This window comes from Paenibacillus sp. GXUN7292, assembly GCF_050864975.1.
In the GTDB taxonomy this organism is placed as follows: Bacteria; Bacillota; Bacilli; order Paenibacillales; family Paenibacillaceae; genus Pristimantibacillus.
Genome location: NZ_JBOZWO010000024.1, coordinates 24,097 through 50,824 on the forward strand (window position 1 = coordinate 24,097; position 26,728 = coordinate 50,824).

Consider the following 26,728-nt stretch of genomic DNA (forward strand, 5'->3'; position numbering starts at 1 on the left):
TTCCATATATATAATAATACGCATACATTTTTATATATTTAGAAGGAGAGAGGATATTTTGAAGAAAAAAACGATGGCCGCCGTTTTAGGCGTAACGATTTTGGCGAGTATGGGGACAGGTGCTTATGCTGCTACCAAGCTGCAAGAAATAAAAGCGTACTTGAATCCCGACGTGAAAGTTAAAGTGGATGGGGCTCCAGTGCAGCTGAAGGATGTTAATGGCAATGCAATCGTACCCATTTTGTATCAAAATGCCAACTACGTACCAGTTAGAGCGGTCGCAGATGCGTTAGGGGTAGCCGTTGATTATGATCAAGCTACACGAACCGTTATTTTTGGAGAAAAAATCGAAGGCACTGCTTTATCTGTTGGCTTCAAAGATATGTATCATACTAAAGACCCGGCCTTTACTACCTATAAGGGCAAGGATTACAAAGAGGTCTTTTTTGATAACGCTACTGGAAACCGCAGCAGCAGCTTTATGCTGTATCCAAAGAAACAGTATCAAACATTGCAGCTGCAAGTTGCAGCAATTGGCTCCGATATTGAAAAATTCACCATTAAAGATTCTAAAAAAGATATTATATTGAAAGAAGTAGAGCTTATTAAAGCAGAGGATGGCTTGACAACGATTGAAGTGAATATTGGCGGAGTAGAGGAATTATATGTTTATGGCGATATTTCCAAAGAAGGCTCCGTATTTATTCCACTTACAACCTCGCAATATAAATAATTCGCCATTATTCATTTTGTAGAAGGAGGCTCTTGCTCGATAATAAGATCGAGCAGGAGCTTTTTTTGAAAAAAATCATCGTTATTAAAATTTGAAGACTTATATTGTGTTTATATCTCAGTGAGAAACGGTTTCCTAAGCCAAGGTGAGCAGCGTTTCTTATTGTGATATGAATGAACAATCGGAAGGAGATTTCAAGTATGCAGCAAGCAGCATTTTGTGAGAAAGGGATAACAGAATTAATAGAGCGCTGCTGGTTTAGGCTTGGCGAAAGCAGGCTGCTGCGCGATAAACAGCTGCACAGCCAGCTGCTGTCATCACCTATCCTGTTAGTTGTAAAGAACGGTAGCGGCCAGCTGCATATCGATTTTGATGAGTATGCCTTACAGCAAAGCATTGTCTACTTTGCTGCAGCAGGTCAGACGATTGGGATAGAAGCCGATCATGAACAGCTGGAGCTGTATTTATTTAGATTTGATTACGGAATGACGGATAATCAATACGAAAAGCTGGAGTGGAAAGACCAAATAGCAATGCATACATGCACACAGCTGCTGCCATTGTGCGAGCAAATAAATGCTTGTCATCATCATGAGTCGACGGCAGAAAGATTTCATGCGCAATCGTTGTTCCATGATCTGCTGTATCAGATGTTCAAGTGCTCGGGCAGCAAGCCTTTGACGGATACGCGCTCCGCGCTTGAAAAAACAAAAGCTTATTTGGAATGCAATTATTATGAGCCAATTACAATAGACCAGCTTGCGCATATGGCGGAGGTAAGTTCTAAATATTATGTGGAGCTGTTTAAAAAAGCGTATGGAAAAAGCGCTATCGAATATGTAACAGAAATTAGAATTAATCAGGCAAAAAAGCTGATGGCGCAATCTAGTGCCAAACTGCGCGAAATTGCGCATCAGGTAGGCTATAATGATGAGTTTTATTTCAGCCGTATGTTCAAGAAGCAGGTAGGCGTCTCTCCTGCATTTTATGTGCAAAAAAGAAAAACTAAAATTGCGGCTTATGATTCGGCCATTGCCGGTTATTTGCTCGTACTGGATATATTGCCATTTGCCGCACCGCTGCACCCAAAATGGACAGCTTATTATTATAAACGTTACCGATCGGAAATCCCGGTGCAATTAAGCGCTTATCGCTATAATCTGGATTGGGAATCTAATTTGTCCATATTGGCTGCTAACAAGCCGGATCTGATCATTTGCAGTGAAGAGCATCTTCATGCGGAGGAGAAGCAGCGGCTGGAGAGCATAGCACCGGTAGCAGCTCTTTCTGTTCAATCTGGCAATTGGCGCGAGCAGCTGCTTTGGGTAGCTGAGCAGGCAGGGGCACAGCAGGAGGCACGGCGTTGGCTGGAGCATTATGAGCAGAAGCTGCAGCATGCGAGACAATTATTAAAGAAAAAGCTGCAGAAGGAAACGGTGCTTGTTTTGAGCATGTATAAAAATAGCTGCTATTACTGCCATACTAGAGGAATGAGAGAGCTCATATACGAAGAATTGCAGCTGAACGAAGCAGAGCATTTGGAATGCTGCAGCTTCAATCGTAACGTAACGATAGAGCAATTGGCGCTTAGCGATCCTGATCATATTTTGCTTAATATTTGTCAGGAAACGGAAACGCTTGAGCATTGGCAGACTTTTCAATCACTTCCGCAGTGGGCTAATTTGAAAGCGGTAAGAAAAAATCAAATGTATCAAATTTTATCAGATCCTTGGCGTGAATATTCAGCATATGCTTGCGATCGCATGATAGATGATCTATTAAAGCTGCTGTATGGAGATACTGCAAACGAAAACCGTAAATAGTCCATGTTACTACAATCCATGTTCGCTTATAATTTATTGAGAATGATTATCATTATAGTTGATTGTTCTCATTTTTTATTTGGAGGGTGGAAGAAGGGGCACATGTTGAGGGGGAATGTAAGCGAACAAATCTTTATGGACAGAAGGCTGTGGATTTATACGCCTCCGAGCTATAAGGAAAGCTGGAGCGCTTTTCCCGTTGTCTATGTTCAGGACGGCTGTGATCTATTCTGCGCTGGAACGAACAGCCTAGACACAATGGAACAATGGATGTCAGAAAGCAAGCTGAAGGAAGTCATTTTAGTAGGCATTGAATCTGCGCAGCGCAATGATGATTACACACCTTGGCCTGCTCCGGCTCTGACAGAGAGATTTAACGACTTTGGCGGGAAAGGGGACCGGTACTTAAGCTTTATCGTTCATGATTTAAAGCCATATATCGATGCCGAATACAATACGGACTCCTCTTTTACAGGCACAGCTATAATGGGCGCCTCGTTAGGCGGTCTTATCTCTATTTACGCAGCATATTTGTATCCACAAGTATTTGGCGCTATTGGAGCCATATCAGCTTCCTTTTGGTATAAAGGGTTTATGCCGTTTATGGGTAAAGCTGACCAATATTCGCCCGATCAAAAGATTTATATGTATGTAGGGACAGCCGAAGGAATCTATAAGACGAATATCCAAAGGCACATGGTTGAAAACACGAGAAAAGCATTTGAACTGCTGCGAACGAAGAAATGCAGCATTTCGCATGTAAAGTTTGCGACAACAGAAGGTGCGGCACACGAAGACCGTTATTTTGTGGAGCAATTCCCGCTAGCGCTTCAGTGGTTGTTTCCTGCATAAGTACAGCATCATTTTTTTGAATAGGAGAGGGGAAAATAAAAATGAAAAGACGTGCAGTAGTTACAATATTAATCGCGATTATACTTGCTGCAAGCTTATCCGCTTGTGGTGCCAAAAATAATAAACCGAATGAAACTCCGAAGCAGTCTCCGCAAGCTACTCCTGCAGCAAGTGACGCTGGAGGAACCGAACAAACAGGCAAGAAGGAGGATGGACCGGCAGGTACCAGGATAATTACATATTTGGACAAAGAATATGAAGTTCCAGCTATTGCCGAAAGAATAATCATGGCGGGCTCTATGGAATCTATGGAGGATGCGCTAGTTATTAACGTTAAACCGATCGGAGCAACGACGGTTAGCGGCGAATTTCCTGCTATGTTCGCTAGTATTATGGAAGGCGTAACCGGGGTGGGAGAGAAGACGCAGCCAAGCGTAGAAGAGATGCTGAAGCTTAAGCCGGACGTTATTTTGGCTAGTACAAAGTTTCCTGCCGAATCTTTAGAGAAGTTCAGCTCGATTGCTACTACAATTCCTGTTTCGCATATTTCAACCAACTGGGAAGCTAACTTGAAGCTGCTTGGCGAGTTGACAGGAAAACAAGAGCTTGTAAATCAAGAGCTGCAAAAGTATCAAGATAATATGAACCAGCTAAAGCAGTCATTAGGTCCGGTTTTGAAGGATAAAACGGTACTTGCTGTTAGAATTCGTACAGGCGGCATGTACATCTATCCGCAAAACATATTTTTCAATCCATCCATCTATGAAGATCTAGGCGCAGATGTACCGGATGCGGTCTTGAAGGCTGAAGCTCAGCAATTGATTTCATTGGAGATGCTGACAGAAATTAATCCCGACTATTTATTTATCCAATTTGCCGAGGGTGAAAATGTTGAGACTCCTAAAACGTTGGAAGAGTTGAAGAACAATCCGATCTTTAAATCGATCAATGCGGTCAAAAATGATCATCTATTCGTTAATATCGTTGATCCGATAGCCCAAGGAGGCACAGCTTTCAGTAAGATTGCATTTTTGGAGGCTGTAAAAAACAGCTCTTTAAATCAGACAAAGTGAGTAGATGATGATGCGCTATAAGGTTCCTGTTACAACCTTAATATTGTGGTCTTCTCCATTTTTAATTGTGCTGGCTGTCATTACTTCAGTATTGTATGGCGCGAAGCAAATCGATGCCGGCACAGTATGGAATGCGATTATGCATTTCGATCCAGACAATGTGAACCATCAAATAATTAAGCATTCCAGGCTGCCACGAGCAATAGGTTCATTATTAATCGGCGCATTTTTAGCGATATCAGGGGCATTAATGCAGGGGATGACAAGAAATTATCTTGCATCCCCTTCCATTATGGGCGTATCGGACGGCTCGGCTTTTGCAATTACAGTTTGTATGATCGTGCTTCCGGGCACATCCTCACTTGGCATGGTCGGCTATTCCTTCCTTGGTTCTGCATTTAGCGTTGTCATTGTATTCGGGCTGGCCTCATTGATTCCTGGCGGGCTGTCACCTGTACGGCTGGCTATATTAGGAACGATTATCGGAACCTTTCTAAGCAGTATTTCAGCTGCACTGGCTATGTATTTCCAAATCTCGCAAAATGTAAGCTTTTGGTATAACGCCCGCTTACATCAAATAGATCCGACTCTGATTAAGCTTGCTATTCCATTTGCTATTATAGGGTTCATATTGGCTATGGTTCTGTCTAAATCCATTACACTATTATCGTTGGGAGAGGACGTTGCAGCGGGATTAGGTCAAAAAACGGTCATGATCAAGCTTTTGGCGACCATAAGTGTGGTAATACTGACGGGACTTTCCGTAGTGCTTGCAGGAAAAATTGGTTTTGTCGGGTTAATTATTCCTCATATAGCCAAATTTTTAACAGGTGCTGATTATCGTAAAATTATTCCATGTTCAGCAGTAATAGGAGCTGTATTTCTTGCTTTTTGCGATGTGTTGAGCCGATTTATCAATTATCCGTTTGAAACGCCGATCGGTGTTGTAACTGCGGTCATTGGCGTACCTTTCTTTCTATATTTGATTCGTAGGAAGGGAGGCGGAAAGGTTGAAAAGGCTGCTTAAAAAACATTCCTATTCACAATTTGCCTTGCTAATGCTGGTGCTGCTTATGCTGCTTGTGCTGGCTATTTATTTAAGTCTTACTAGCGGAAGCATTAATATATCAGTTATGGATATCATGAAAAGCTTGCTGCATCTGAACTCGGATGATGATCAAAATTTGGTCGTGCTTCAATTCCGGCTGCCGCGCATTATTATTGCTTTGCTTGTTGGCTCCGGGCTAGCCATTGCTGGTGCTGTTTTACAGAGCACGACGGGTAATGGCCTGGCAGATCCAGGCGTGCTAGGAATTAATGCTGGTGCAGGAGCTGCTATCGTTATTTTTTTATTTTTCTTCCAAGGACAAGTAAAAGGTATCGGAACAGGGACGGCGATGATGATGCCGCTTTTTGGCATGGTAGGCGGATTGCTCGCTGCTCTGTTAATTTATCTGTTCTCCTGGCAAAACGGTAGGCTGGAATCGCAGCGCTTTTTGCTCACTGGTATTGCGATTGCTTCTGGAATGGGAGCTATTTCTTTGTACATCAGTCTTAAAATGAATGCGAATGACTTTGAAATGGCTACCGTATGGAGTGCTGGCAGCATTTATAACGCTAACTGGAAGTACATTATATCCGTATTGCCGTGGATCGTTATTCTTGTTCCCATTATATACTACAAGTCTTCCATTTTAGATGTGTTCACGCTCGATGACACGACGACAAGAAATTTGGGAGTTGCTGTGGAGAAAGAGAAGGCGCTCCTGCTGCTGTGCTGCATCGGACTAGTCAGTGCTTGTGTATCGGTAGCGGGCGGCATTGGCTTTATCGGGTTAATAGCTCCGCATATCGCCAGGCGTCTGACAGGCCATAAGCATAAGCGGATGATACCGGTATGTGCGTTAATAGGCGCACTTCTAGTCGTAACAGCGGATTATATAGGCAAAACGGTCTTTGCCCCAGCCGAGCTGGCGGTCGGCATCGTTATAGCGATCATTGGAGTGCCTTATTTCATATTATTGCTTTATCGAAAGAAAGGACGCACCGCATAAATGTTACAAACCTCCCCTTAAGACAGGCTGGCTGCTAGTCTTGGGGGAGGTTTGTTTACTGTGTGAACCCTTAAAGACGAGGGATGAATTTTTAGAAATGCTAGTATACCAAAACGAATGAAGTGAAGATCTATCGCATTTAGGTGGGACTGTCATTGTGGGCAACCAAGCCCAAACTAAAGCTAAATGCAATTCTTCAGGCCGTTGAAAAAGCTAACGGAACTGAGACACGCTATTGTACGTAAATCAGCTTATTCTAAAATCTAAAGGAACTGAGAAACCTTATTTACTCAAATTCACTACCTAAACGGGGAAAGATGACATATAGCTCACCACAGTTCCGTTACAGATTTAACCCCCCTTTTTATTGCTAAATAGAGCCTCTCAGTTCCGTCACAATTCTAAAAGGATGCTACAACGAATCGACGGCTTCCCGTTGACTACTTTAGGTCCGTTATCCGGGCTATTAAGCTGCTGCGGAGCTTTTTCAACACGCTGATTTCTTGTACTTAGTTTTAAGAAATTTGGCTTTTTTATGATTCTAAAGGGAAAAACTACTTTTAGTTTGGCTCATTTCGCGAAATAAAGGGTAGTTCAATGAATCTAGATGCATAAAATACATGTAGAATCGTTTATTCGGTAAAAAAAGAGAATCTAGATGCACAAAATGTACTTAGCTACTACCTGCAAACATATGTCCATACTCCATTTTATACTTTTTCAACTGTCTGAGGAAATACAGTTAGCGCAGGCCCGTTAGTGCTCGCTCAACAATAGCGAGATCTCTATCGCCACTAATGATAACTTATCGAAAATCTGTACTTTCCGATGGGAAGCGAATGGCCCTGCTAATCAGCGCGGGCAAGATTGAAATATGGCCTTCTCCTGAAAATTCCTTATATTTAACGTGCAGGCCATGCTCACTTTGTACCTCTAGCCGAGCTGCCAGCTGCTTGGCATTGCTGAACATGCCGCTTTTATGGGATTGTTCTAATTCGCCGACTGCGATCAGCAAGCGGATGAGGAGCGGCGCTTGATGAATCCGCTTAGCCAATTGCTGCTCAGAAGCTGACAAGCTATGTTTGTTCCAATGAATAGATGGACTGCCTGCGATATAGCATGAGAACAGATGAGGTTTATTGAACAGTGTGTGGAGCACAAAAAGCCCGCCCAAGGAATGTCCGAAAATTGTCTGCTGCATCCCATCTATCATATAGTTTTTTCTAATATAAGGCTGAAGCTCTTCTTCGATAAAATTTAGAAAATCATCAGCTCCGCCTTGCTCAGGCCATTGACCGCCTGCAGGATGCGGAGGAAGCTCATCGTCAGGCGTTGTCTTCGTAAAGTCATAATGTCTTTCAGCTGGAAATGGCTCAGCAGACGGGTACCCTACTCCAACAATTATGGACGGCTGCACTCCAGTGACCTCCGGTCTGCGTGATTGCAGGCGCATCGCTTCAGTCATCGTGCCAAAAACGGAGTTGGCGTCTAGCAAGTAGATGACCGGATAACCTGCTAGCGGCGGGGGAGTGCCAGGAACCGCAATATAGATTCGATAGGAGCGTGTATTACTGCATCTTTTAACATACAGCTCTGTATGATTCCAAAGAGAACTGCTTTGCTTGCTGGATATAATATTCATATAAATCACCTCGAAAGTTGTAAGCTGTATATAATAACAGTTTAAATAGAAAAGCGAAGAAAAACCATGGAGAGGCTCTAGAATTTCTATGTACGATATTCGTATGGTAGCCGTGTAATGCCATGCCTATTGATCGTTTGCTTGCTGGCAGTAAAATAACAATCATTTGAAAATATAGTATTGCGAAGTTCGCAGCATGCAGTTATTATGTAAGGGTAAGCGCTTAATCATTTGAAAAGGAGGGAATACTTTGGACACCGTACGACTGACAATGGCTCAAGCATTGATTCGCTTTTTGAACCATCAATATTTGGTTAGGGATGGCGAGCGGCACAAGTTTTTCAAAGGAATAATGGGGATTTTTGGACATGGCAATGTAACAGGCATCGGGCAGGCACTTGAACAAGCGCAGCAGCAGGGCGAGCTCGCTGATTTTACATTCATTCAAGGCAAGAATGAGCAGGGAATGGCGAATGCGGCAATTGCTTATGCCAAACAACAAAATCGATTGCAAGCGTTTGCTTGTACCTCCTCCATAGGTCCGGGCGCACTAAATATGGTAACAGCAGCAGGTACAGCAACCATTAATCGTATACCGCTGCTTCTGCTTCCCGGAGATGTATTTGCTTCCAGACAGCCAGATCCCGTATTGCAGCAGCTTGAGCATCCTATGGACTATTCAATAAGTGTCAATGATGCATTTAAACCTGTAAGCAGGTATTGGGACCGAATTACGAGGCCTGAGCAGCTGATGTCAGCTTTGAATCAAGCAATGCGGGTGCTTGCCGATCCCGCAGATACAGGTGCAGTAACGTTATGCTTGCCGCAAGATGTGCAATGTGAGGCTTTTGATTACCCGGCGGACTTTTTTGCTGACCGCATGCATATGGCCGATCGGCGTCCTGCAGCCCAGTCCGCTGTCCATCGTGCTGCTGCCTTATTGAGCAGCAAGAAGAAGCCAGTCCTTATTTGCGGTGGCGGTGTTCATTATTCCGGAGCAGCAGAAGAACTGCAGCAATTTGCAAAAGCGACAGGCATCCCTGTACTGGAGACGCAAGCAGGGAAGAGTGCTATGCCCTGGACGCATCCGCTCGCCTTTGGCGGTTTAGGCGTTACTGGCACGGCTGCAGCTAATCGTTTGCTGCATGAAGCGGATGCTGTCATTGCAGTAGGAACGAGACTAGCAGATTTCACTACAGAGTCCAAAACAGCCTTTCGTTCGGATACTGACGTGATTACGATTAATATAGGTGCAGCAGATGCTGTGAAATGGCAAGCATGCCCGATTGTTGCTGATGCCAAAGAAGGATTAATCGCGCTTGGTAAAGCGCTTAATCAAATCGGGTATGAAAACAAAAACAAGCCAAATAAGCTATTGCAAATGAAAGAGGAGTGGCATGCTGAGGTTGATCGATTATATGAGCTTGAGCATAAAGATGGTCTCGCGCAAACGAGAGCGCTGGGCATCATTAATTCCTTTATCAACAGCGAAGATATCATTGTAGGCGCAGCAGGCAGCCTGCCAGGAGATTTGCATCGCTTATGGCGTTGTTCAATACCTAAAACCTATCATATGGAATATGGCTTTTCTTGTATGGGCTATGAGGTGGCGGGCGCTTTTGGCGTGAAGCTTGCCGAGCCTGATCGGGAGGTTTATGCGCTTGTCGGTGATGGAAGCTATCTGATGCTGCATTCGGAGCTTGTTACAAGCTTGCAGGAGAACAAAAAAATAACGGTCTTATTGTTTGATAATCATGGTTTTCAATGTATTCATAACTTGCAGCGAGATCATGGAAGCGGCAGCTTTGGCAATGAATTTCGTTATCGCCAGCAGGAACAATTAAGCGGAGCGTATATGCCGATTGACTTTGCTGCTTATGCGAGAAGCGTAGGTGCAAAGGCTTATACTGCACATACTGCTGACCAGCTAGCTGAAGCGCTTGAACTTGCCAAGCTGGAGACGACAAGTACTTTAATAGATATAAAGGTGCTGCCCGGCACGGGAACAAGCGGCTATGATTCGTGGTGGCATGTAGGTGTTGCAGAGGTTTCGGAAAATAATCAAGTTCAGCAAGCTTATGGCAAGCTGCAAAAGAAACTAGAATCTGCAAGACGCTTCTAAAGCTTCTAATGGAAAGGAAGGAGAAGAGTTATGCGTTACCAGTTCGGTATATCGGCGATTAATTGGGTGAATGAGGATGTCTTGTCTGTCGGAGACCACTATACCTGTGACCAAGTATTGTCGGAAATGTCGCTGCTTGGCTTTAAAGGAACAGAAATGTGCCGCAAATTCCCGAAGCCCGCAGCAGAATTGAAGAGCAAGCTGGCCCAATATGGCCTGGTGCTGACCTCGCAGTGGAAATCGGTTATGTTCAGCCAGCCTGAGCTGCTGGAAGAAGAGCTGGCGGCCTTTCGCAACCATGCTGACTTTCTTCATGAAATGGGCTGCCGGCATGCGGTAGTATGCGAGGTATCGTATGGTTTTTCAGACCCGCGTACAGAGGAGAGGAGCAGGCAGCTGGAGCTTGATGAACAGGAATGGGAGCATCTTATTTTTGGCATGCATGAAGCGGGGCGCTATTGTAAGCAGCTGGGTATGAAGCTCGTTTATCATTATCATGCGGAGACGGTTATAGAGGGGCCGCAAGCCATTCAGCGATTAATGGATTCGACCGATCCTGTCCTTGTTCATTTACTTTTTGATTCCGGCCATGCCTATTACGGCGGCATTGATCCGCTAGAGCTGCTGCACACCTATTATGATCGGATCGCTTATATTCATCTAAAGGATGTGCGGAAGCATGTAAGACAGCGGAAGCAAGAGGAAGCGATTCCTTTTACAGACGCGGTTATCGAAGGATTGTTTACTGTGCCCGGGGACGGATGCATTGATTTTGTGCCTATCATGCAGGAGCTGAATGAACGGGGATATGACGGCTGGATCATTATTGAAGCCGAACAGGATCCTGTAAGGGCCGATCCGGTTGCATATGCGAAATTGGCTAAGCAATATTTATCTATTCCATGAAAGCGGGGCCAGCCTATGAAAAAACTAAAGATCGGCGTCATTGGAACAGGCAGAATAGGCAGATTGCATATTCTAAACATGCTGCAGCTGCCGCAAATTGAAATTGCAGCAGTGTCGGATATTAGTCCAGAGGCAGGGTGGCAAGAATGGGCAAGGAGCCTCGGTGTAGCAATTATTACAACAGATTATGAGCAATTGCTTGCTGATAAAGAATTAGAAGCGGTGTTTGTGTGTTCCCCTACAGAGAGCCATTTGCCAATTGTTAGAAAAGCAGCGCAAGCAGGCAAGCATATTTTTTGCGAGAAGCCGCTTAGCTTTGATCCCGCTTCAACTAAAGAGGTGCTTAATGAGGTCTACAAAGCAGGCGTTCAGCTGCAGGTCGGCTTTAATCGAAGATTTGATCATAATTTCAAGCGTGTGCGAGAGCTGGTGGAGCAAGGCCAGGCGGGCATGCCGCATTTGATTAAAATAACATCAAGAGATCCTTATCCGCCGACTGAGACGTATATCCGTTCATCTGGGGGGTTGTTTATGGATATGTCGATTCATGATTTCGATATGGCCAGATACTTGGCGGCATCAGAAGTCGTTGAAGTATATGCAAAGGGGGCCGTACTGGTTGACTCTGTCTTTGAAGAGCTTGGGGATATCGATACGGCCGTCATAACACTCACCTTCGCCAATGGCGCATTGGGCATTATCGATAATAGCCGTAAAGCGGCTTATGGTTATGATCAGCGAGTAGAGGTGTTTGGTTCGGAAGGCTGTATAACGGTGTCGAATGATTTTTCTAACAGTGCGGAAATCATGACAGAGCACGGCGTGCATAGAGATAAGCCGCTGCTGTTCTTTCTGGAGCGATATCGCGATGCCTTTCGCGAGGAGGTTATTCAGTTTTGCAGCAGTATACAGCAAGGAACGCCTGTTCCTGTCAGCGGTTTCGATGGGCTGCAGGCCGAGAGAATCGCGGAAGCTGCGCGCCAATCTCTTCGTGACGGCGTTCCCGTTAGGCTGGAGGTGATGCAGCATGTCTAAACTCATCGTCTCAAGCAGCAATAAGCCTGACTCTGGCGGGTTAGTATTGTCGATTACTCCTGAGAGTGCTGGCTGGGGGTATGTCGGATTTCAAGTGATCACATTGAACGCCGGGCAAACCTATTGTTTTGAAACCGAAAATAAAGAGGCTTGCATCGTGCTGCTGACGGGCGTTGCCAACGCAGCAACGAAAACAGAAAGCTGGACAGCGATCGGTGAGCGGATGTCAGTATTTGAGCAAAAGCCGCCCTATGCTTTCTATGCCCCGCCGCATGATGCGGTTGCAATCAAAGCTATAACTAAATTGGAGCTTGCTATCTGCACGGCTCCCGGCAAGGGAGCTTATCCGGCCAGATTAATTAGACCGCAGGATGTTGGCGTTTCTCAGCGAGGACATGGCGTCATGGAACGTACGATTCATAATATACTGCCGGAAACTGAGCCCGCTGATCATTTATTAGTAGTAGAGGTGTTCACACCGGCAGGCCATTGGTCCAGCTATCCGCCTCATAAACATGATCAGCTCAACCTGCCTCAAGAATCTTTATTAGAGGAAACGTATTATTACAAAATGAACCCTGAGCATGGATTTGCTATGCAGCGCGTGTATACCGATGATCGTACACTCGATGAAGCGTTAGTGCCGAGAAATGGCGATGCCGTTCTTGTCCCGCGCGGCTACCACCCGGTATCTGCGCCGCCGGGCTATGAGGTTTATTATTTAAATGTGATGGCTGGTCCCGCCAGGCAATGGCGATTTCATAATGATCCCGAGCATGAATGGTTATTCGGTACGCCAAAGCCTGAGTGAACAGAGAGGAGCTATAAATTATGTCGACAAATGACATTCGTTTTCCAGTAGATCGAAGCATCGACTTCATTGGTCTTGGCCGTTTATGCATCGATCTCAATGCCAACGAAATTCATCGTCCGATGGAGGAGACGATGACCTTTACGAAATATGTGGGCGGCTCGCCAGCCAACATTACAATCGCGCTGGCGCGGCTTGGCATGCGCACTGCTTTTATTGGAAGAATAGCCAATGATCAGCATGGAAGATTTATCGCGAATTATTTGGATCGGCAGCATATTGATACGTCCAATGTCATTACGGATTATTCTGGAAGTGTGACAGGACTTGCTTTTACAGAAATTAAATCCCCTGCGGAATGCAGTATTTTGATGTATCGTGATCATGCAGCCGATTTGCTGCTAGAGCCTGCTGATATCCAGGAGGAATTGATCAGTAAAACCAAATCACTGCTTATATCAGGAACGGCACTTGCCAAGAGCCCGTCCCGCGAAGCGGTATTTCGAGCGATCGAGCTTGCTCGCAAGCATGGGGCAGTTATTATATTTGATATCGATTACCGTCCGTACAGCTGGCAGTCAGATGACGAAAAATCTGTGTACTGCAAGCTGGTCGCAGAGCAAAGCGATATTATATTCGGCGGCAGAGAAGAGTTCGATCTGATGGAGGACAATAAGCAGGATTACAGCGGCAAGGATGATGCAACGGCAAGTTATTGGCTAGCCAAAAATGCAAAGCTTGTGCTCATTAAACGTGGCGGTGACGGCTCGACTGCCTATACGCGCGGTGGTGAAGCTATACGCGGGCGCACATTTCCTGCCAACGTCGTCAAGACATTTGGAGCGGGCGATTCCTTTGCCGGCGCGTTCATCTACAGCTTGCTGCAAGGCTGGCCGATAGAACGATGCCAGCTGTATGGCAGTGCAGCAGCGTCAATTGTTGTAGCAAGCCATAGCTGTTCTGATGCTATGCCTACGATTGAGCAAATCGAGCAAGTGCTGCGTGACAATAAAGAGAATGGAGCGGTAGCTTATGACGGCACCTAATTCTGTTTTGAGGCTGCAAAATTTTATAGGAGGACAGTGGGTAGATGCCAGCACCTCCAGCGCCGATGTTATCCCCAACCCAGCAACAGGTGAAGCAATCGCCATAGTGCCGCTATCTGCGCAGGAAGACTTAGATAAAGCAGTCGCTGCAGCTTCGGCAGCTTTTGAAAGCTGGAAAAAGACGGCTGTTCCGCGCCGCGCCCGTATTTTATTTAAATATCAGCAGCTATTAGTCGATAATTGGGACCCGCTTGCTAAACTAATTACACAAGAAAATGGCAAAAGCTACGCCGAAGCTTATGGCGAGGTGCTGCGCGGCATAGAGTGTGTAGAGTTCGCTGCCGGAGCGCCCACACTTATGATGGGCAGCGTCCTGCCCGATATTGCAACCGGCCTTGAATCGGCAATGTACCGCTATCCGATAGGGGTGGTTGGAGGCATTACGCCGTTTAATTTCCCAATGATGGTGCCTTGCTGGATGTTTCCGCTGGCGATTGCTTGCGGCAATACGTTTGTGCTGAAGCCTTCCGAAAGAACGCCTCTGCTAGCGAATCGGCTTGCCGAGCTGATGGCGGAAGCGGGCCTGCCTGATGGTGTGCTAAATATTGTGCATGGAGCGCATGACGTAGTCAACCGTCTGCTGGAGCATCCAAAGGTCGCGGCTATTTCGTTTGTAGGCTCACAGCCCGTTGCTGAATATGTATATAAAACTGCAGCGGCACAGGGCAAGCGTGTGCAAGCGCTTGGCGGAGCCAAAAATCATACCCTTGTTCTTCCAGATGCTAATATGGAGCTGACGGTAAAAGAAATCGTCAATGCCGCCTTTGGCTCTGCAGGTGAACGCTGCATGGCCTGCTCGGTTGTCGTTGCGGTCGGTTCGGCTGCCGATGAGCTGACTGCTCGCTTAATCGCTTCCGCTGCTCAGCTGGCAATCGGCAACGGCATGGATAGAGGCGTATTTCTTGGTCCTGTCATTCGCGACTCTCACAAAGCGCGCACCTTGGGCTATATCGAGAAGGGAGTAGCTGAGGGAGCTCAGCTGCTGCTTGACGGCAGGCAATGCGAGGCAGCAAACGGAGCGGGCTATTTTGTAGGCCCAACGATATTTGATCATGTGAAGCCGGGCTCATCCATTTGGAAGGATGAAATATTTGCTCCTGTGCTATCCATCGTTAGAGCGGAGTCGTTGGAGGAAGCGATAGCTATCGCCAATCAATCCGAATTCGCTAATGGAAGCTGTATTTTTACCGACAGCGCGCAAGCTATTCGCCAGTTCCGTGAAAATATCGATGCCGGGATGCTGGGCGTTAATGTAGGCGTGCCGGCGCCCATGGCATTTTTCCCCTTTTCCGGCTATAAAAAATCATTCTATGGCGATTTGCATGCGAACGGCAAAGATGGCGTGGAGTTTTATACGCGAAAAAAGATGATGGTCGTTCGTAATTAAGTCGCAGGAGCAGGTTCCAACGAACGAGGAAGGGAATGTGTGAAGATGGACGTAGAACTGCTGGATCGATACAGTCCGATCATTTATTTTGATGAAAAGGAACCTTTTTTCCCTGTTTTGGTCGGCGCCACCATAATCAAGGAGGCGTGCCAATCGCCTTCTATGTTAAAGCGTTACATTACGTTTGATCCCTCTCAAGTAAGCTTTGTTATTGAGTATGCCATTTATTTTGATTACGATATTGTGCATATGTATGAGCTGGAGCATTTTTGGGTTTATGTCGGACATGAGGGAGAGGTCGTATACGCTGAAGCCAGCTATCATGGGGATTATAACAATGTGCTGCTGGCTGGCGGGCAGAATATACTGCAACGAACGCATGTCGAAATTTATTCACAGCCTGGCAAGCACGCCTTCGCATCTTCAGTGGATGAGCTTAGAAAGATTCCGAATTTATATCAGGAAACAAATGAAAATGCAGGGAAGGGCGGCCTGATGGTCCCGGACCTATTAGCCGGCTCGTACAATACTAATGAAGAAATTGATCAAAAGGCAGCCGCTTATTTACAATCGTTCAAATTTAAGCCATCCATGCAATTTCAACCGTATCATATCCCTGTCAGCCTATATATGGAATGGAATGAGCTCGCTGAAGAAATACCGAGACGAATCAAGCGCCTTTTAAGCAAAATGTGACTGTCGGGCAGTGGATTGAAGATTCCGATATAAAGGTGGCTCTTGATGAAGTTCAGTACAGCACGGATTTCTGCGCCTTGTTCATTGCCTGCCAAAACTTTTTGGTTTAAAATGTAACTACTATGTTTTATGGCACGTAAAAGCATGAAGGGACCTGGACTGAACAATGAAGCCCACTATTTATAATGTCGCTCAAAAAGCAGGGGTGTCAATTGCCACTGTTTCTAAAGTTTTGAATCATACAGGTCGCATAAGCGATGAGACGCGCAGGCGTGTAACGGCCATTATGGACGAAATGGGCTATCAGCCGAGTGTTGTGGCTTCTGCGCTAACCGGAAAAAATACGTTTACGATCGGTATGCTTATACCTGATATAGCGAATCCTTTTTTTGCAGAAATAGCACGAAGCGCGGAGGATCGCGCTCATGAGCTGGGCTATAACCTAGTCATTTGCAGCACAGATAATGAATGGGAGAAGGAAGCCGAATATATTGCGCTGCTGCAGCAGAAAAGCGTGGACGGCATCGTGCTTGCAACTGGCGCATGGAATGACAAAAGATTGAAGGATATGCTGGAGGCACGCATGCCGATCGCGCTTATAGCTCGTGACATGCCTACGCTGGCCGTCGATACTGTTCTTGTTGATGATTTTATGGGCGGCTATCAGGCAGCCTCTCATTTGCTTGCCAGCGGTCATCGGCGCATCGCCGTCATTGCCGAGGATTTAAAGGTTATGAGCAGCAGCGAGCGCGTACGCGGCTACCGCCTTGCAATTGAGGAATATGAGCTCATCTATGATGAGCAGCTTATTCGAATTAGCGACTTTACGATTGATGGTGGCAAGCGGGAAGCAGGGGCGCTGCTCGACCAGCCGCATCCGCCGACTGCCATTTTTGCCTGCAACGATCTCCTTGCAATAGGAGCCGTTCAAGCTGCACGCGAGCGAGGCGTCATCATTCCCGATCAATTGTCCGTCATCGGGTTCGATAATACGATTCTTGCAACAATAGTAGACCCGCCGCTTACTACGATTGCACAGCCGATCCGTGAGATGGGCAGCAAGGTCATCGAGCTGCTCGTACATCAAATAAGCGGGGAAAAGCTGAATAAGCAGCGTGTTATTTTGCTTCCTGAGCTTGTAGTCCGCCGAACGACAGGTCCTTATGTCGATAATGACAGTGAGCGTTAAATAAAATGAACAAAACGAGCTGAAGAAGACTCTTCAGCTCGTTTTGTTTTAAAAATAAGCAAATAAGCTAAAACTGCAGCACGATCATTTGATGACAAGCCCATTCGGGAACGGTATAGCGAACAATACCATCCGCTTGGGTAAAAGGAAGAGGAGCAAGCTGCGGAGCCAGATAAACTTCTTGCACAGCCTCCTGTGCTTCAATTGCCACTTCGATATTACGCAGTGGTAACAAGTCCTCAATTACCTCGATATCAAGTCCTCTCTTAACGGGTGCGGCATAGAGAAGATGGTTTATCCAGCGGTTAGCTGCCGGCTGGGCTTGGAGTGTCGTTATGCCTTGCGCCGGCAGATTTGTTACGAGCTTCTTGTTTGGCAGCAGCTGATCAAGTGCAAAGCAGACCATCTCCTTCACATGCAAGCTGCCCTTGGTCGCGTACTCCTCAAATACATTCCAAGCGATGTAGATGCCGTCCTTGCCTTCTGACATGCCTATGCCGGCTGGCTGCAAGGTCGATGGCGTATGACGATGTGAGCAGAATGTAAACAGATCACGGTTGAAATAGGAATCTTCTCTCGTACCGTGAGCGATGCCGGCATCAGCAAGACTTATATGCTGTGCCTCTGTATACATGACGAAGGAAGCTTGCTCCAATGCTTGAAGCGGAAACTCTGGAAGGAAATAAGAAGGGCAGGAATCTGCCATTCCGTTCCAATTGGCGCCAAAGTCCCATGCAAAGCTTGTTTCTTCTTCATCAAGGCCGGACTTTCCTGAAGCAAGCAGCTTCCCGCCGCCTGCCAAGAAAGCATTTATTTTTTGCATAAGCAGATCGGAATTGACAATTGCATCAGGCAAAATAATAACTTTGTATGGGCTGAAATCTGTTTCCATATCAATAACATCAAATAGAAAGTGGCCTTCCAGCAGCACGCGCGCCGCACCGACATCTACATATTTATTAACACGCTGCCCCTCTGCACGAGTGAAAGAAGATATAGCTTCGAATGATAGCAGCGCAATTTCACTAATGGCTGATGTATCCGTGCACCAGGCCTCCTTGGCTTCTACTTCTTTGTATGCAGCTCCAATTAAAGAGTAGGTCGCCTTATCCATCAAACCTGCAGGGTGAAGCTGATCGCCAATGGAGCATCCTGATCCATTAGCGAGACTGAGCGCTGTTTCATAGCGAAGCGCATTCGGATGCTTATAGCCCCCAAACTCACCCCAGGATTCATGGAATTTGCCTGTCATGCCGAGCACATTCATGCCAAGCGTTTGTGCATAGCGGGCTGATAACGGGAAGTGGTCATACCCCCAGCCGCCTGTCGGCAACGATTCCAGCTCCAGATGCGTATTTTTATGCGCGAGATCACGCCGGCCTCTAGTAATATGGCCGCTATTATGGAAGATAGGTAGATTTCTTTTTATACCATGAATGGTTTCGTTAATACGCTTTGTATAGGTATGATAGGTTTCTTCCCACATCAGCTTCATATCAGCCAAATTGCGGGGATCGGATCCGCGCTCGCGAATTTTCGCTACACAGAATTGGCAATAGCATTTTCTAATGCCTACGATATCAAGGAAAATACCGTCAGCATCATAGCTTCGGACAACTTCAGCTACCTGCTCCACAAGCACATCCAAATAGGGTGTATTCATACAAAATTGATGGTATCCGGCAGACATGAAATCGGACGCCCAATTTAATTTTTCCTGTTGGTCGCGAATGAGCCATTGCGGACGGCGGCGAGCTAATTTCTCATCCAATCCTGCAGAAATATAAACGGGGGTAAGGACATTGATTTCGTGCGCCGCTTCGATTTGGGCGCCAAGCAAATCGAAATCAAGCTGCGGATGCATGTCATTTGCCTCGCTGGGATGATAGGCCCAGCCATGATGGCATTTCGCGAAAACGGTAATTGAATCTACGCGTCCCAGCATCAACATTTCTTGAAATTGTTTTTTAGAAAAAGAGCTGCCGATTCCTTCAATTGCCTCTGAAGTATGAAAATCGAGATGAACTTGGCGAAAACGCATTGAATCTACCTCCAATAGTATGCTGATATCTACTATTGTAGTATCATTAAATAAAGCCAACAGCTAACGATATCGACTATTTATAGCACAATATCGATTTTTTTGGAGGTGTAGTTATGCAGGTGATTGAATTTCAAGTGCCGCCGCTGCCGCTGCTTGCAACAGTAGGCCATGCTTTGTGGCATTCGGGAACGATCCATGCCAAACGTAAATTTCAGCTCTATGATTTATTAATTGTTGTCAGTGGCGCAATTTATATTGAGGAAGACGATATTTGCTACGAGCTGACAAAGGGCAGCATACTCATTCTAGAGCCCAATAAAATACATCGCGGCTACCGCGCTTCAGATGAATTGTCCGAAGTATACTGGCTGCATTTTATTTATGACCGGGAAGCAAGCACCATCTCCAGCGAGCATATGAACTGGCCTCAGCCTTTAGCTGCAGGCAATAATGAAACATTGACCGCGCAGACGGCAACCCTTCATTTGCCCAAGCACTCCGTTGTTGAGCTAAGGCCGCTCATCCCATTGCTGGATCGTATGGTCGAAATTCATACATCGCTTGTACGCCAGCATTCCTTTGAGCTGTATGCTGTATTCAATCAGTTTCTTGTCCAGCTTCAGAATGGCATTAGGGAAAGGCTTCACTCCCGGTCCTATTATTTAAGCGAGCAAGCGGCACATTACATCGAACAAAGCATTACTAGACCCTTTAATTCGTCGCAAATGGAGCAGGAGCTGCACTATCATTTTGATTACATTACTCGCTGTCTAAAGCAATATTCAGGCTTAACCCCTATACAGTATCGTCATCATGTGCAAATAGAGCTGGCAAAACGGCTGTTGTTGCATACCGAGCTGAGCTTAAAAGAAATTGGAGCCAAGTGCGGCTTGAATGATCCGAACTATTTTACGAGAGTATTTAAAAAGGGGGTCGAGCTCACACCTGCTCAATACCGAAAAAAGTATCAAGTATTTATAACAGTACAGGAGAGCGAATTGTAGCTTATTAGTTAACGCCACTAACTAAATACCTTTAACGTCATTAACTTAATGTCTTTAATGTCATTAATTACACTGCAGCAAGAAGCGTTGGTCGCGAGAAATTGCGGTATTTGAAAAAGTATAAAAAAGCGATCCAGAAAGTGTATTGTTACACATGCTAGAATAAGCTACTATATGTCTTGTCAACTGAGAATGAGTATCAGTGATAAAAACATATAGGAGAGAGAAACAAATGACGATTCAATCAGTAAAAGTTACATCCGCGATTATAATGATGCTGCTGCTAATAACGATGGCCGCTTGCAGCAAAAATACAAATGAGTCAGTACAGCAGCAGGCTTCGCATGCGCCAGCAACTGAAAAACAATCGGATGACGACAAAATCAAAGAAGCGGAAGCAACAGCGGAGACAAGAGAGGTTACAGATGAGTTCGGCAGCGTAACAATTCCCGCTAAGCCACAAAGGGTGGCGGCAATTTACTTGGAAGATTATTTGAAGGCATTAGATGTAACCCCAGTCGTACAATGGTACCATCCCACTTGGGGAACACAGGAATATTTGCAGCTGGATGCACCGCTTTTTGATATAACAGGCTCGCTTGAAGCGCTGCTTGCTTATTCGCCAGATCTTATTATCGTTGATGGCGTAGTAGACAAAGCCAATTATGAGCAGTACTCCTTGATTGCGCCAACTTATCGAATTCCTGAAAATAAATTGCAAAGCGCTGAAGATATTTTCAAAACGGTAGCCGACGTTTTATCTATACCAGAAAAAGCCGAAACCGTGCTGAATCAATATGCCGACAAAGTAAGCGAAGCGAAAGCGATGTTTGATAAAACGGTAGGCAGGGAAACATTTGCCGTAATTCGTGTCAACACAGGAGACAATACCATTGCATTGTTCGGTGTGAAAAATCGGTATGCCGGTGAAATATACAGTACATTTGGGCTTGAGCCTCATCCGCTTGCTAAAAATATGGAAAGCTTTCAAGAAATATTGTCTGAAGAGGCCTTTGCCAAACTAGATGCAGATCATATAATCGTGTTTCCCTCTAATGGAAGCTGGGAATCTCCTGAAAACCAGGAAGCCTTCGAGCTGTTAAATAGTCCGCTATGGAACTCGGTGCCAGCCTTTAAAAATAATAAAGTGTATAAGTTCGAGCGTTCCCATTGGCAAAGTGGAGCTATTACAGCAAATATGAAAAAGCTTGACGATATTGTAGACGTGCTTTCCAAGAAATAAACGCTCTGCATACACATGTATAATAATATTTAGAGAAGCTTTCAATAAATCGTTGAAAAGCTTCTCTTTTTCATTTACACTAACTATAGATATTGATAATCATTATCAAATGAAAATAAAGGAAGGAGGTATTTCTATTGAAGCCTAAAATTGCTCATTGTTCATATATACCTGTTTGGGAGAGTATAAAGTGGAATAAAGAGCTGCCTAATCAATCTGTCTGGCTGGAGCTGCCCGTTTATTCGATCTTGTTAATTGCAGAAGGATGCGGTCAGCTGCATACAGGTAACCAAGCTTACGAACTGCATGCCGGCATATGCTGCTTATTGCCTCCTAACAGTGAATATAAAATAACGTTGCAGAAAGAAGGATTGGAGTACTATACGATCGCTTTTTCGATATTCATGGATCACAAAGCGCCTTTTGGGGCGAATGGCAGCGAACTTTTTAGTGAAGCTGTAAAAAGAGTAGCTGCGGGCTGTGAAAGTTTTTCAGCCGCACGTATACAAGCAGATACTTTATACGAGCATCAGTTTGCCGAAAATGAAATAGAGCAATTAAACAATCAAACCCGGTTTCTTGCTCTATTCACCCAAATTTTAAAGAGCTTTCATGCTAAAAAGGAAGATTACAATATTCGTGAAGTGATCCAGAAAACGATCGCATATGTGCGCGAGCATTACGATCAACCATTGACAATATCTGAGCTGGCAGCGAGTGCGGCGATCAATCGTTGGCAGTTTACAAAAACATTTAAAGAAATGACGGGTCAAATTCCTATCGAATTTTTAAATGCAGTCCGTATAGACAAAGCACAGCAATTATTGCTGACTACGAATGACAATCTGCAGCAAATCGCTCATTCTGTCGGCTATAACAATGAGTATTATTTTAATCGTAAATTCAAGCAAAAGGTCGGTGTCACGCCTGGTCAATACCGATCCGGCCATGCGCTGGAAACCAGATTTTTCGCTCCGTTTCTAGAAGATTATTTAGTAGCCCTTGAGGTGACCCCGGTTATACAGTGTGCACATAAACATTGGGGGCGGCAAGAGTATTTAGGAATGAATGATGTGCCGCAGATCGATATATCCAGCATAGACTGGTCGATGCTTTCCATGCACAAGCCTCAATTTATATTTTTGGATGAGGGATATCACAGGTGGAATTTGGATCAATGCAGCAGAATCTCACCTATCTACAAGCTGCCTAGCAGCTCGGAAAATTGGCGGAAAACGTTGCTGCAGATCGCTTCTATTATTGGCCGTAAAGAAAGAGCGCAGCAAGTAATTGCCGAGCATGAACAAAAAATAGCGACTGCACATCAAAAATTAAAAAACGCTTTGGATAAAGAAACAGTTGCAGTGCTTCGATTTGCCTCCAATGCTATTTATTTGTACGGTGGTCCTAAAAAAGGGTACACAGGCCCGTTACTATACGATAGTTTAGGCTTGAATCAGCCGCAAATAGTACAGCAAATGCCTTCGCATGAGCGCCGAATGAAATTGAGCTTGGATATGTTATCCACTCTCGATGCAGAACATCTGTTTATTACATTTGACCGTGAGCAAAGCGGAGGTGCCGAAAGACACTGGCTGAGCTCAGAAGCGTGGAATACCCATCCCGCAGTGAAAGCTAAGCGAGTATATGAGGTTGATTTTTGGGCATGGATGAATTACGGCGTGCTTTCGCATAATCGGAAAATAGATGATTTACTGCTGGCTCTGGGATAAATAGACTTTTTAGAGCTTGGAGCTTTGTAAGAGATGGATCCAAGTAATCTTTTGCTTATGTGGAATTATGCCTACATAAAGATTATTGATGTTCGGCATATTCAATTAAATGCTGGTGAGCGGCTAAGCAGCTTTCATTTGCTGCATGGGGTTCGTTATGGAGGACCCGTTCTCGCTCGAGCTGCAGCTGCAAAAAATAACTTCAGTCATGCTGGAGAAAAAAATAGCTTGATTAAAGCCGAAGCCGGCATGCGCCTCCGGTATTAAAAATTGTATAAGAAGTTGCTCACAAAAGTACATTGCTTTAAATATGAAAGATCATTATAATGTTACAGAATGTTATTGATAATGAATATCAATCGCATCGCTTATACTAATCTAGGAGGTTGAATATGCTTCGTCGCTTCATGGCTTATTACAGGCCTTATCGCGGTCTGTTTATATTAGATTTTGGCTGTGCGATTCTGGCTGCTTTGTTTGATCTTATTTTCCCCGTTGCAGTCAACTATGTCGTCGATGACTTATTGCCAAGCCAAAATTGGCGGGTCATTCTATATGCCTGTCTTGGGCTTCTCGCGATCTATCTCGTTAGTTCAGTCCTGCATTATGTAGTTACTTATCATGGGCATAAGCTGGGCATCAATATTGAAACGGATATGAGAAAAAAGCTGTTCGATCGCGTTCAGAAGCTTTCATTTCGTTTTTTTGATAACAACAAAACAGGGCATCTTGTTTCGAGAATGACCAATGACTTGATGGATATCGGTGAAATCGCGCATCATGGGCCAGAGGATCTGTTTATCGCGATCATGACCTTGCTTGGCGCTTTCGGCATTATGCTCAGCATTAACTGGAAGCTGGCAGTGCTTACATTTATTATCATTCCATTAATTATTTATTTATCGCTTTATTTCAGTAAAAAGATGTCCAAAGCATTCAGTAAAATGTTCTCCGACGTGGCTGATTACAACGCTCGAGTGGAAAATAACATAAGCGGTATTCGCGTCGTGCAAGCTTTCTCAAACGAAAATTTTGAAATTAAAAAATTTGCTGAAAACAACAATCGTTTTAGAATGACTAAGCTTATCACATATAAAATAATGGCTTGGAACTCGTCACTCAGCTTTATTCTTATGAAATTTGTAACGATATTTGTATTGCTGTGCGGCACATGGTTTGTCATAGATAATCAAATGAGCTACGGGCAATTTATCGCGTTTGTTATGCTGTCCAATGTGTTTCTTGGTCCAATCAAGCAAATCAATTCCGTCATCGAAACGTACCCGAAAGGAGTGGCCGGCTTCCGCAGATATTTGGAATTGCTGGAGACGGAACCGGATGTAAACGATTCGCCAAATGCCAAGCCGCTTAATCAGGTAGTAGGACATCTGCAATTTGAGCATGTCACCTTCAAGTACGAAAATAAGAAACCTGTATTGGTAGACGTTAATCTTTCCGTTAAAGCGGGTGAAACCGTCGCTCTGGTAGGGCCGTCCGGAGCCGGGAAATCGACACTTTGCTCGCTGCTGCCGCGCTTTTACGACGTTGATTCGGGTGCAATCAAAATAGACGGCGTTAATATTCGCGACATGACTTTGGAATCGCTGCGTTCTCATATCGGCATTGTTCAGCAGGATGTATTTTTGTTTGACGGAACGATCCGAGACAATATTGCATATGGAAAGCTGAATGCGACAGAAGAAGAAATATGGGAGGCTGCCAGACGCGCGCAGCTTGAGGAAATGCTGTTATCACAGCCGCAAGGGCTTGATACCGTAATCGGCGAGCGCGGTGTAAAGCTTTCCGGCGGTCAGAAGCAAAGATTATCGATCGCGAGAATGTTTTTGAAAAATCCGCAAATATTGATTTTGGATGAGGCAACCTCTGCCTTGGATACAGAAACGGAGCAGGCGATTCAGTCGGCGCTGCAAGAGCTTGCGGAAGGAAGGACAACGCTTGTTATCGCACATCGATTAGCAACGATTAAAAATGCAGACAGGATTGTTGTTGTTGCCGAGCAGGGCATAGCAGAGCAAGGCAGCCACGATGAATTGATAAAAGATGAAGGCATCTACAGCCGGCTGCATAAAGCGCAATTTGCTGTTTAAGTTTGGCCAATATATACGAGTACACTCGCACTGGCAATTGGAAGGAGTAAATAGATTGAACAATGGCAACCAATAACGCACAAATGTCCACCAGGCGATCAGCCGCAGACCGTAACTATTCTTCCAGGCCCATCGTTGCGACTGTCATAATAATTGGAGGATCAATTGCTTTGCTGCTTAGTCTAGCATTGTCCATTTCTATTGGGGCTACATCGATTAAATGGAATGATATCGTGCGGGCGATTTTCCACTTCAATGATCAAATTACAGATCATCATATTATTCGCGAATTGCGGATTCCAAGAGCTATTGCAGGCATGATGGTTGGGCTTTGCTTCGCAGTGTCCGGAGCTATTATGCAGGGCTTGACGCGCAATCCGCTTGCAGACTCCGGACTGCTCGGCATCAATGCAGGCGCAAATTTTATGATTGCTGTATGCTTTGCCTTTTTTCCCGGCATGCCGTTTATGAAGCTGATTATATTTGCTTTTCTAGGCGCAGCGATTGGAGCGGGGCTCGTATTTGGAATCGGCTCGCTCAATAGACGGGGCTTAACGCCGTTGCGGCTTGTGCTGGCAGGCGCAGCGGTCAGTGCCTTGCTCGTTGCGATCAGCGAAGGGATCGCTTTGCATTTCCATGTCGGCCAGGATATTGCGTTCTGGTATGCAGGAGGTGTTGCAAGCACCAAATGGCTGCAAATTAAAGTTATTTTCCCTTGGGTGCTGGGGGCTTTTCTCCTGGCAATCGTTTTATCGCGTTCCATTTCGCTGTTGAGTTTAGGCGAGGAAATTGCTGCAGGATTAGGACAGCGCACCTTTGTTGTCAAAGTAGCAAGCATGCTCGCCGTACTTGTTTTGGCGGGCTCTGCTGTATCAATCGTCGGTGCAGTCGGCTTTGTCGGCTTGATTATACCGCATGTTACCCGTTATCTGGTCGGCGTTGATTATCGCTGGATTATTCCGTGCTCAGCGATACTAGGTGGCTTGCTGGTTATATGGGCAGATGTAATAGCCAGAACAATTAATCCGCCATATGAAACGCCCATCGGCGCTTTAATTGCTCTAATCGGAGTTCCTTTCTTTCTATTTTTAGCTAGAAAAGAGAGGAGAGAGCTCTAATGCCGGCAGCAACACCTTTAAGCCATGAACAAAAGAAAATGAGACACGG

Annotated in this window: 22 protein-coding genes; 20 read left to right on the forward strand and 2 right to left on the reverse strand. The window is 45.2% G+C overall.

Annotated elements, in window-relative coordinates; genetic code table 11:
• The first annotated feature begins 58 nt into the window (after window positions 1-58).
• The 6 genes from ACRRU2_RS18495 to ACRRU2_RS18520 all read left to right on the forward strand — a co-directional run bounded on the left by ACRRU2_RS18495 (window position 59) and on the right by ACRRU2_RS18520 (window position 6,535).
• Window positions 59-733, forward strand: coding sequence for a stalk domain-containing protein (locus tag ACRRU2_RS18495; protein WP_331698148.1), 675 nt, complete (start codon window positions 59-61; stop codon window positions 731-733).
• A 200-nt stretch (window positions 734-933) separates the two neighbouring features.
• Window positions 934-2,556, forward strand: coding sequence for an ABC transporter substrate-binding protein (locus tag ACRRU2_RS18500; protein ID WP_432503928.1), 1,623 nt, complete (start codon window positions 934-936; stop codon window positions 2,554-2,556).
• 102 nt (window positions 2,557-2,658) lie between these two features.
• Entirely contained in the window at window positions 2,659-3,408 is a 750-nt protein-coding gene (locus ACRRU2_RS18505; RefSeq protein WP_432503930.1) for an alpha/beta hydrolase, read from the forward strand.
• 41 nt (window positions 3,409-3,449) lie between these two features.
• A complete protein-coding gene (locus tag ACRRU2_RS18510) occupies window positions 3,450-4,481 on the forward strand; it encodes an ABC transporter substrate-binding protein (protein WP_432503932.1) in 1,032 nt (343 codons plus the stop codon).
• 10 nt (window positions 4,482-4,491) lie between these two features.
• Window positions 4,492-5,508, forward strand: a complete 1,017-nt coding sequence (locus tag ACRRU2_RS18515; protein WP_432504024.1) for a FecCD family ABC transporter permease — start codon at window positions 4,492-4,494, stop codon at window positions 5,506-5,508.
• 31 nt (window positions 5,509-5,539) lie between these two features.
• Window positions 5,540-6,535, forward strand: coding sequence for a FecCD family ABC transporter permease (locus ACRRU2_RS18520; RefSeq protein ID WP_432504027.1), 996 nt, complete (start codon window positions 5,540-5,542; stop codon window positions 6,533-6,535).
• An 805-nt stretch (window positions 6,536-7,340) separates the two neighbouring features.
• Here ACRRU2_RS18520 and ACRRU2_RS18525 read toward each other — a convergent pair.
• On the reverse strand, window positions 7,341-8,177 hold the full coding sequence (locus ACRRU2_RS18525) for an alpha/beta hydrolase (protein WP_432503934.1): 837 nt from the start codon (window positions 8,175-8,177) through the stop codon (window positions 7,341-7,343).
• A 250-nt stretch (window positions 8,178-8,427) separates the two neighbouring features.
• Between ACRRU2_RS18525 and iolD the strand changes: the two genes are divergently transcribed.
• The 8 genes from iolD (at window position 8,428) to ACRRU2_RS18565 (ending at window position 17,429) form a co-directional block, all read left to right on the forward strand.
• Entirely contained in the window at window positions 8,428-10,299 is a 1,872-nt protein-coding gene (iolD, locus tag ACRRU2_RS18530) for a 3D-(3,5/4)-trihydroxycyclohexane-1,2-dione acylhydrolase (decyclizing) (protein WP_432503936.1), read from the forward strand.
• 30 nt (window positions 10,300-10,329) lie between these two features.
• A complete protein-coding gene (iolE, locus tag ACRRU2_RS18535) occupies window positions 10,330-11,205 on the forward strand; it encodes a myo-inosose-2 dehydratase (protein WP_432503939.1) in 876 nt (291 codons plus the stop codon).
• Between the two features lie 15 nt (window positions 11,206-11,220).
• The gene (iolG, locus tag ACRRU2_RS18540) at window positions 11,221-12,240 is read left to right on the forward strand and encodes an inositol 2-dehydrogenase (protein WP_331698142.1); all 1,020 of its coding nucleotides are present in this window, start codon (window positions 11,221-11,223) and stop codon (window positions 12,238-12,240) included.
• Window positions 12,233-13,051 carry a 5-deoxy-glucuronate isomerase gene (gene iolB / locus ACRRU2_RS18545; protein ID WP_432503941.1) on the forward strand — a complete coding sequence of 273 codons (819 nt, stop codon included), beginning with the start codon at window positions 12,233-12,235 and terminating at the stop codon, window positions 13,049-13,051. Before iolG ends, iolB begins: the two co-directional genes overlap by 8 nt.
• A 20-nt stretch (window positions 13,052-13,071) precedes the next feature.
• On the forward strand, window positions 13,072-14,097 hold the full coding sequence (gene iolC, locus ACRRU2_RS18550; RefSeq protein WP_432503943.1) for a 5-dehydro-2-deoxygluconokinase: 1,026 nt from the start codon (window positions 13,072-13,074) through the stop codon (window positions 14,095-14,097).
• Window positions 14,084-15,544 (forward strand): CoA-acylating methylmalonate-semialdehyde dehydrogenase, encoded by a 1,461-nt coding sequence (locus ACRRU2_RS18555; protein ID WP_432503945.1) that lies wholly within the window; start codon window positions 14,084-14,086, stop codon window positions 15,542-15,544. The genes iolC and ACRRU2_RS18555 overlap by 14 nt, the downstream gene beginning before the upstream one ends.
• A 39-nt stretch (window positions 15,545-15,583) precedes the next feature.
• Window positions 15,584-16,240 (forward strand): hypothetical protein, encoded by a 657-nt coding sequence (locus ACRRU2_RS18560; RefSeq protein ID WP_432503947.1) that lies wholly within the window; start codon window positions 15,584-15,586, stop codon window positions 16,238-16,240.
• Window positions 16,241-16,406: 166 nt separating this feature from the next.
• Window positions 16,407-17,429, forward strand: coding sequence for a LacI family DNA-binding transcriptional regulator (locus tag ACRRU2_RS18565; RefSeq protein ID WP_432503949.1), 1,023 nt, complete (start codon window positions 16,407-16,409; stop codon window positions 17,427-17,429).
• A gap of 67 nt (window positions 17,430-17,496) precedes the next feature.
• Here the strand turns inward: ACRRU2_RS18565 and ACRRU2_RS18570 are convergent, their stop codons facing one another.
• Window positions 17,497-19,470, reverse strand: a complete 1,974-nt coding sequence (locus ACRRU2_RS18570) for an alpha-amylase family protein (RefSeq protein WP_432503951.1) — start codon at window positions 19,468-19,470, stop codon at window positions 17,497-17,499.
• Window positions 19,471-19,586: 116 nt separating this feature from the next.
• On the opposite strand from ACRRU2_RS18570, the gene ACRRU2_RS18575 reads away from it, so the two are divergent.
• From ACRRU2_RS18575 to ACRRU2_RS18600, 6 genes are all read left to right on the forward strand, one after another.
• Window positions 19,587-20,477: a helix-turn-helix domain-containing protein gene (locus ACRRU2_RS18575; protein ID WP_432503953.1), complete on the forward strand. Its 891-nt coding sequence runs from the start codon at window positions 19,587-19,589 to the stop codon at window positions 20,475-20,477.
• Between the two features lie 232 nt (window positions 20,478-20,709).
• Window positions 20,710-21,720: an ABC transporter substrate-binding protein gene (locus ACRRU2_RS18580; RefSeq protein ID WP_432503955.1), complete on the forward strand. Its 1,011-nt coding sequence runs from the start codon at window positions 20,710-20,712 to the stop codon at window positions 21,718-21,720.
• A gap of 137 nt (window positions 21,721-21,857) precedes the next feature.
• Complete coding sequence (locus ACRRU2_RS18585) at window positions 21,858-23,453, forward strand: helix-turn-helix domain-containing protein (protein WP_432503957.1); 1,596 nt, start codon at window positions 21,858-21,860, stop codon at window positions 23,451-23,453.
• Window positions 23,454-23,486: 33 nt separating this feature from the next.
• Complete coding sequence (locus tag ACRRU2_RS18590; protein WP_432503959.1) at window positions 23,487-23,720, forward strand: hypothetical protein; 234 nt, start codon at window positions 23,487-23,489, stop codon at window positions 23,718-23,720.
• A 125-nt stretch (window positions 23,721-23,845) separates the two neighbouring features.
• A complete protein-coding gene (locus ACRRU2_RS18595) occupies window positions 23,846-25,561 on the forward strand; it encodes an ABC transporter ATP-binding protein (RefSeq protein WP_432503961.1) in 1,716 nt (571 codons plus the stop codon).
• A gap of 62 nt (window positions 25,562-25,623) precedes the next feature.
• Window positions 25,624-26,679, forward strand: a complete 1,056-nt coding sequence (locus tag ACRRU2_RS18600; RefSeq protein ID WP_432503963.1) for a FecCD family ABC transporter permease — start codon at window positions 25,624-25,626, stop codon at window positions 26,677-26,679.
• Window positions 26,680-26,728 lie beyond the last annotated feature (49 nt).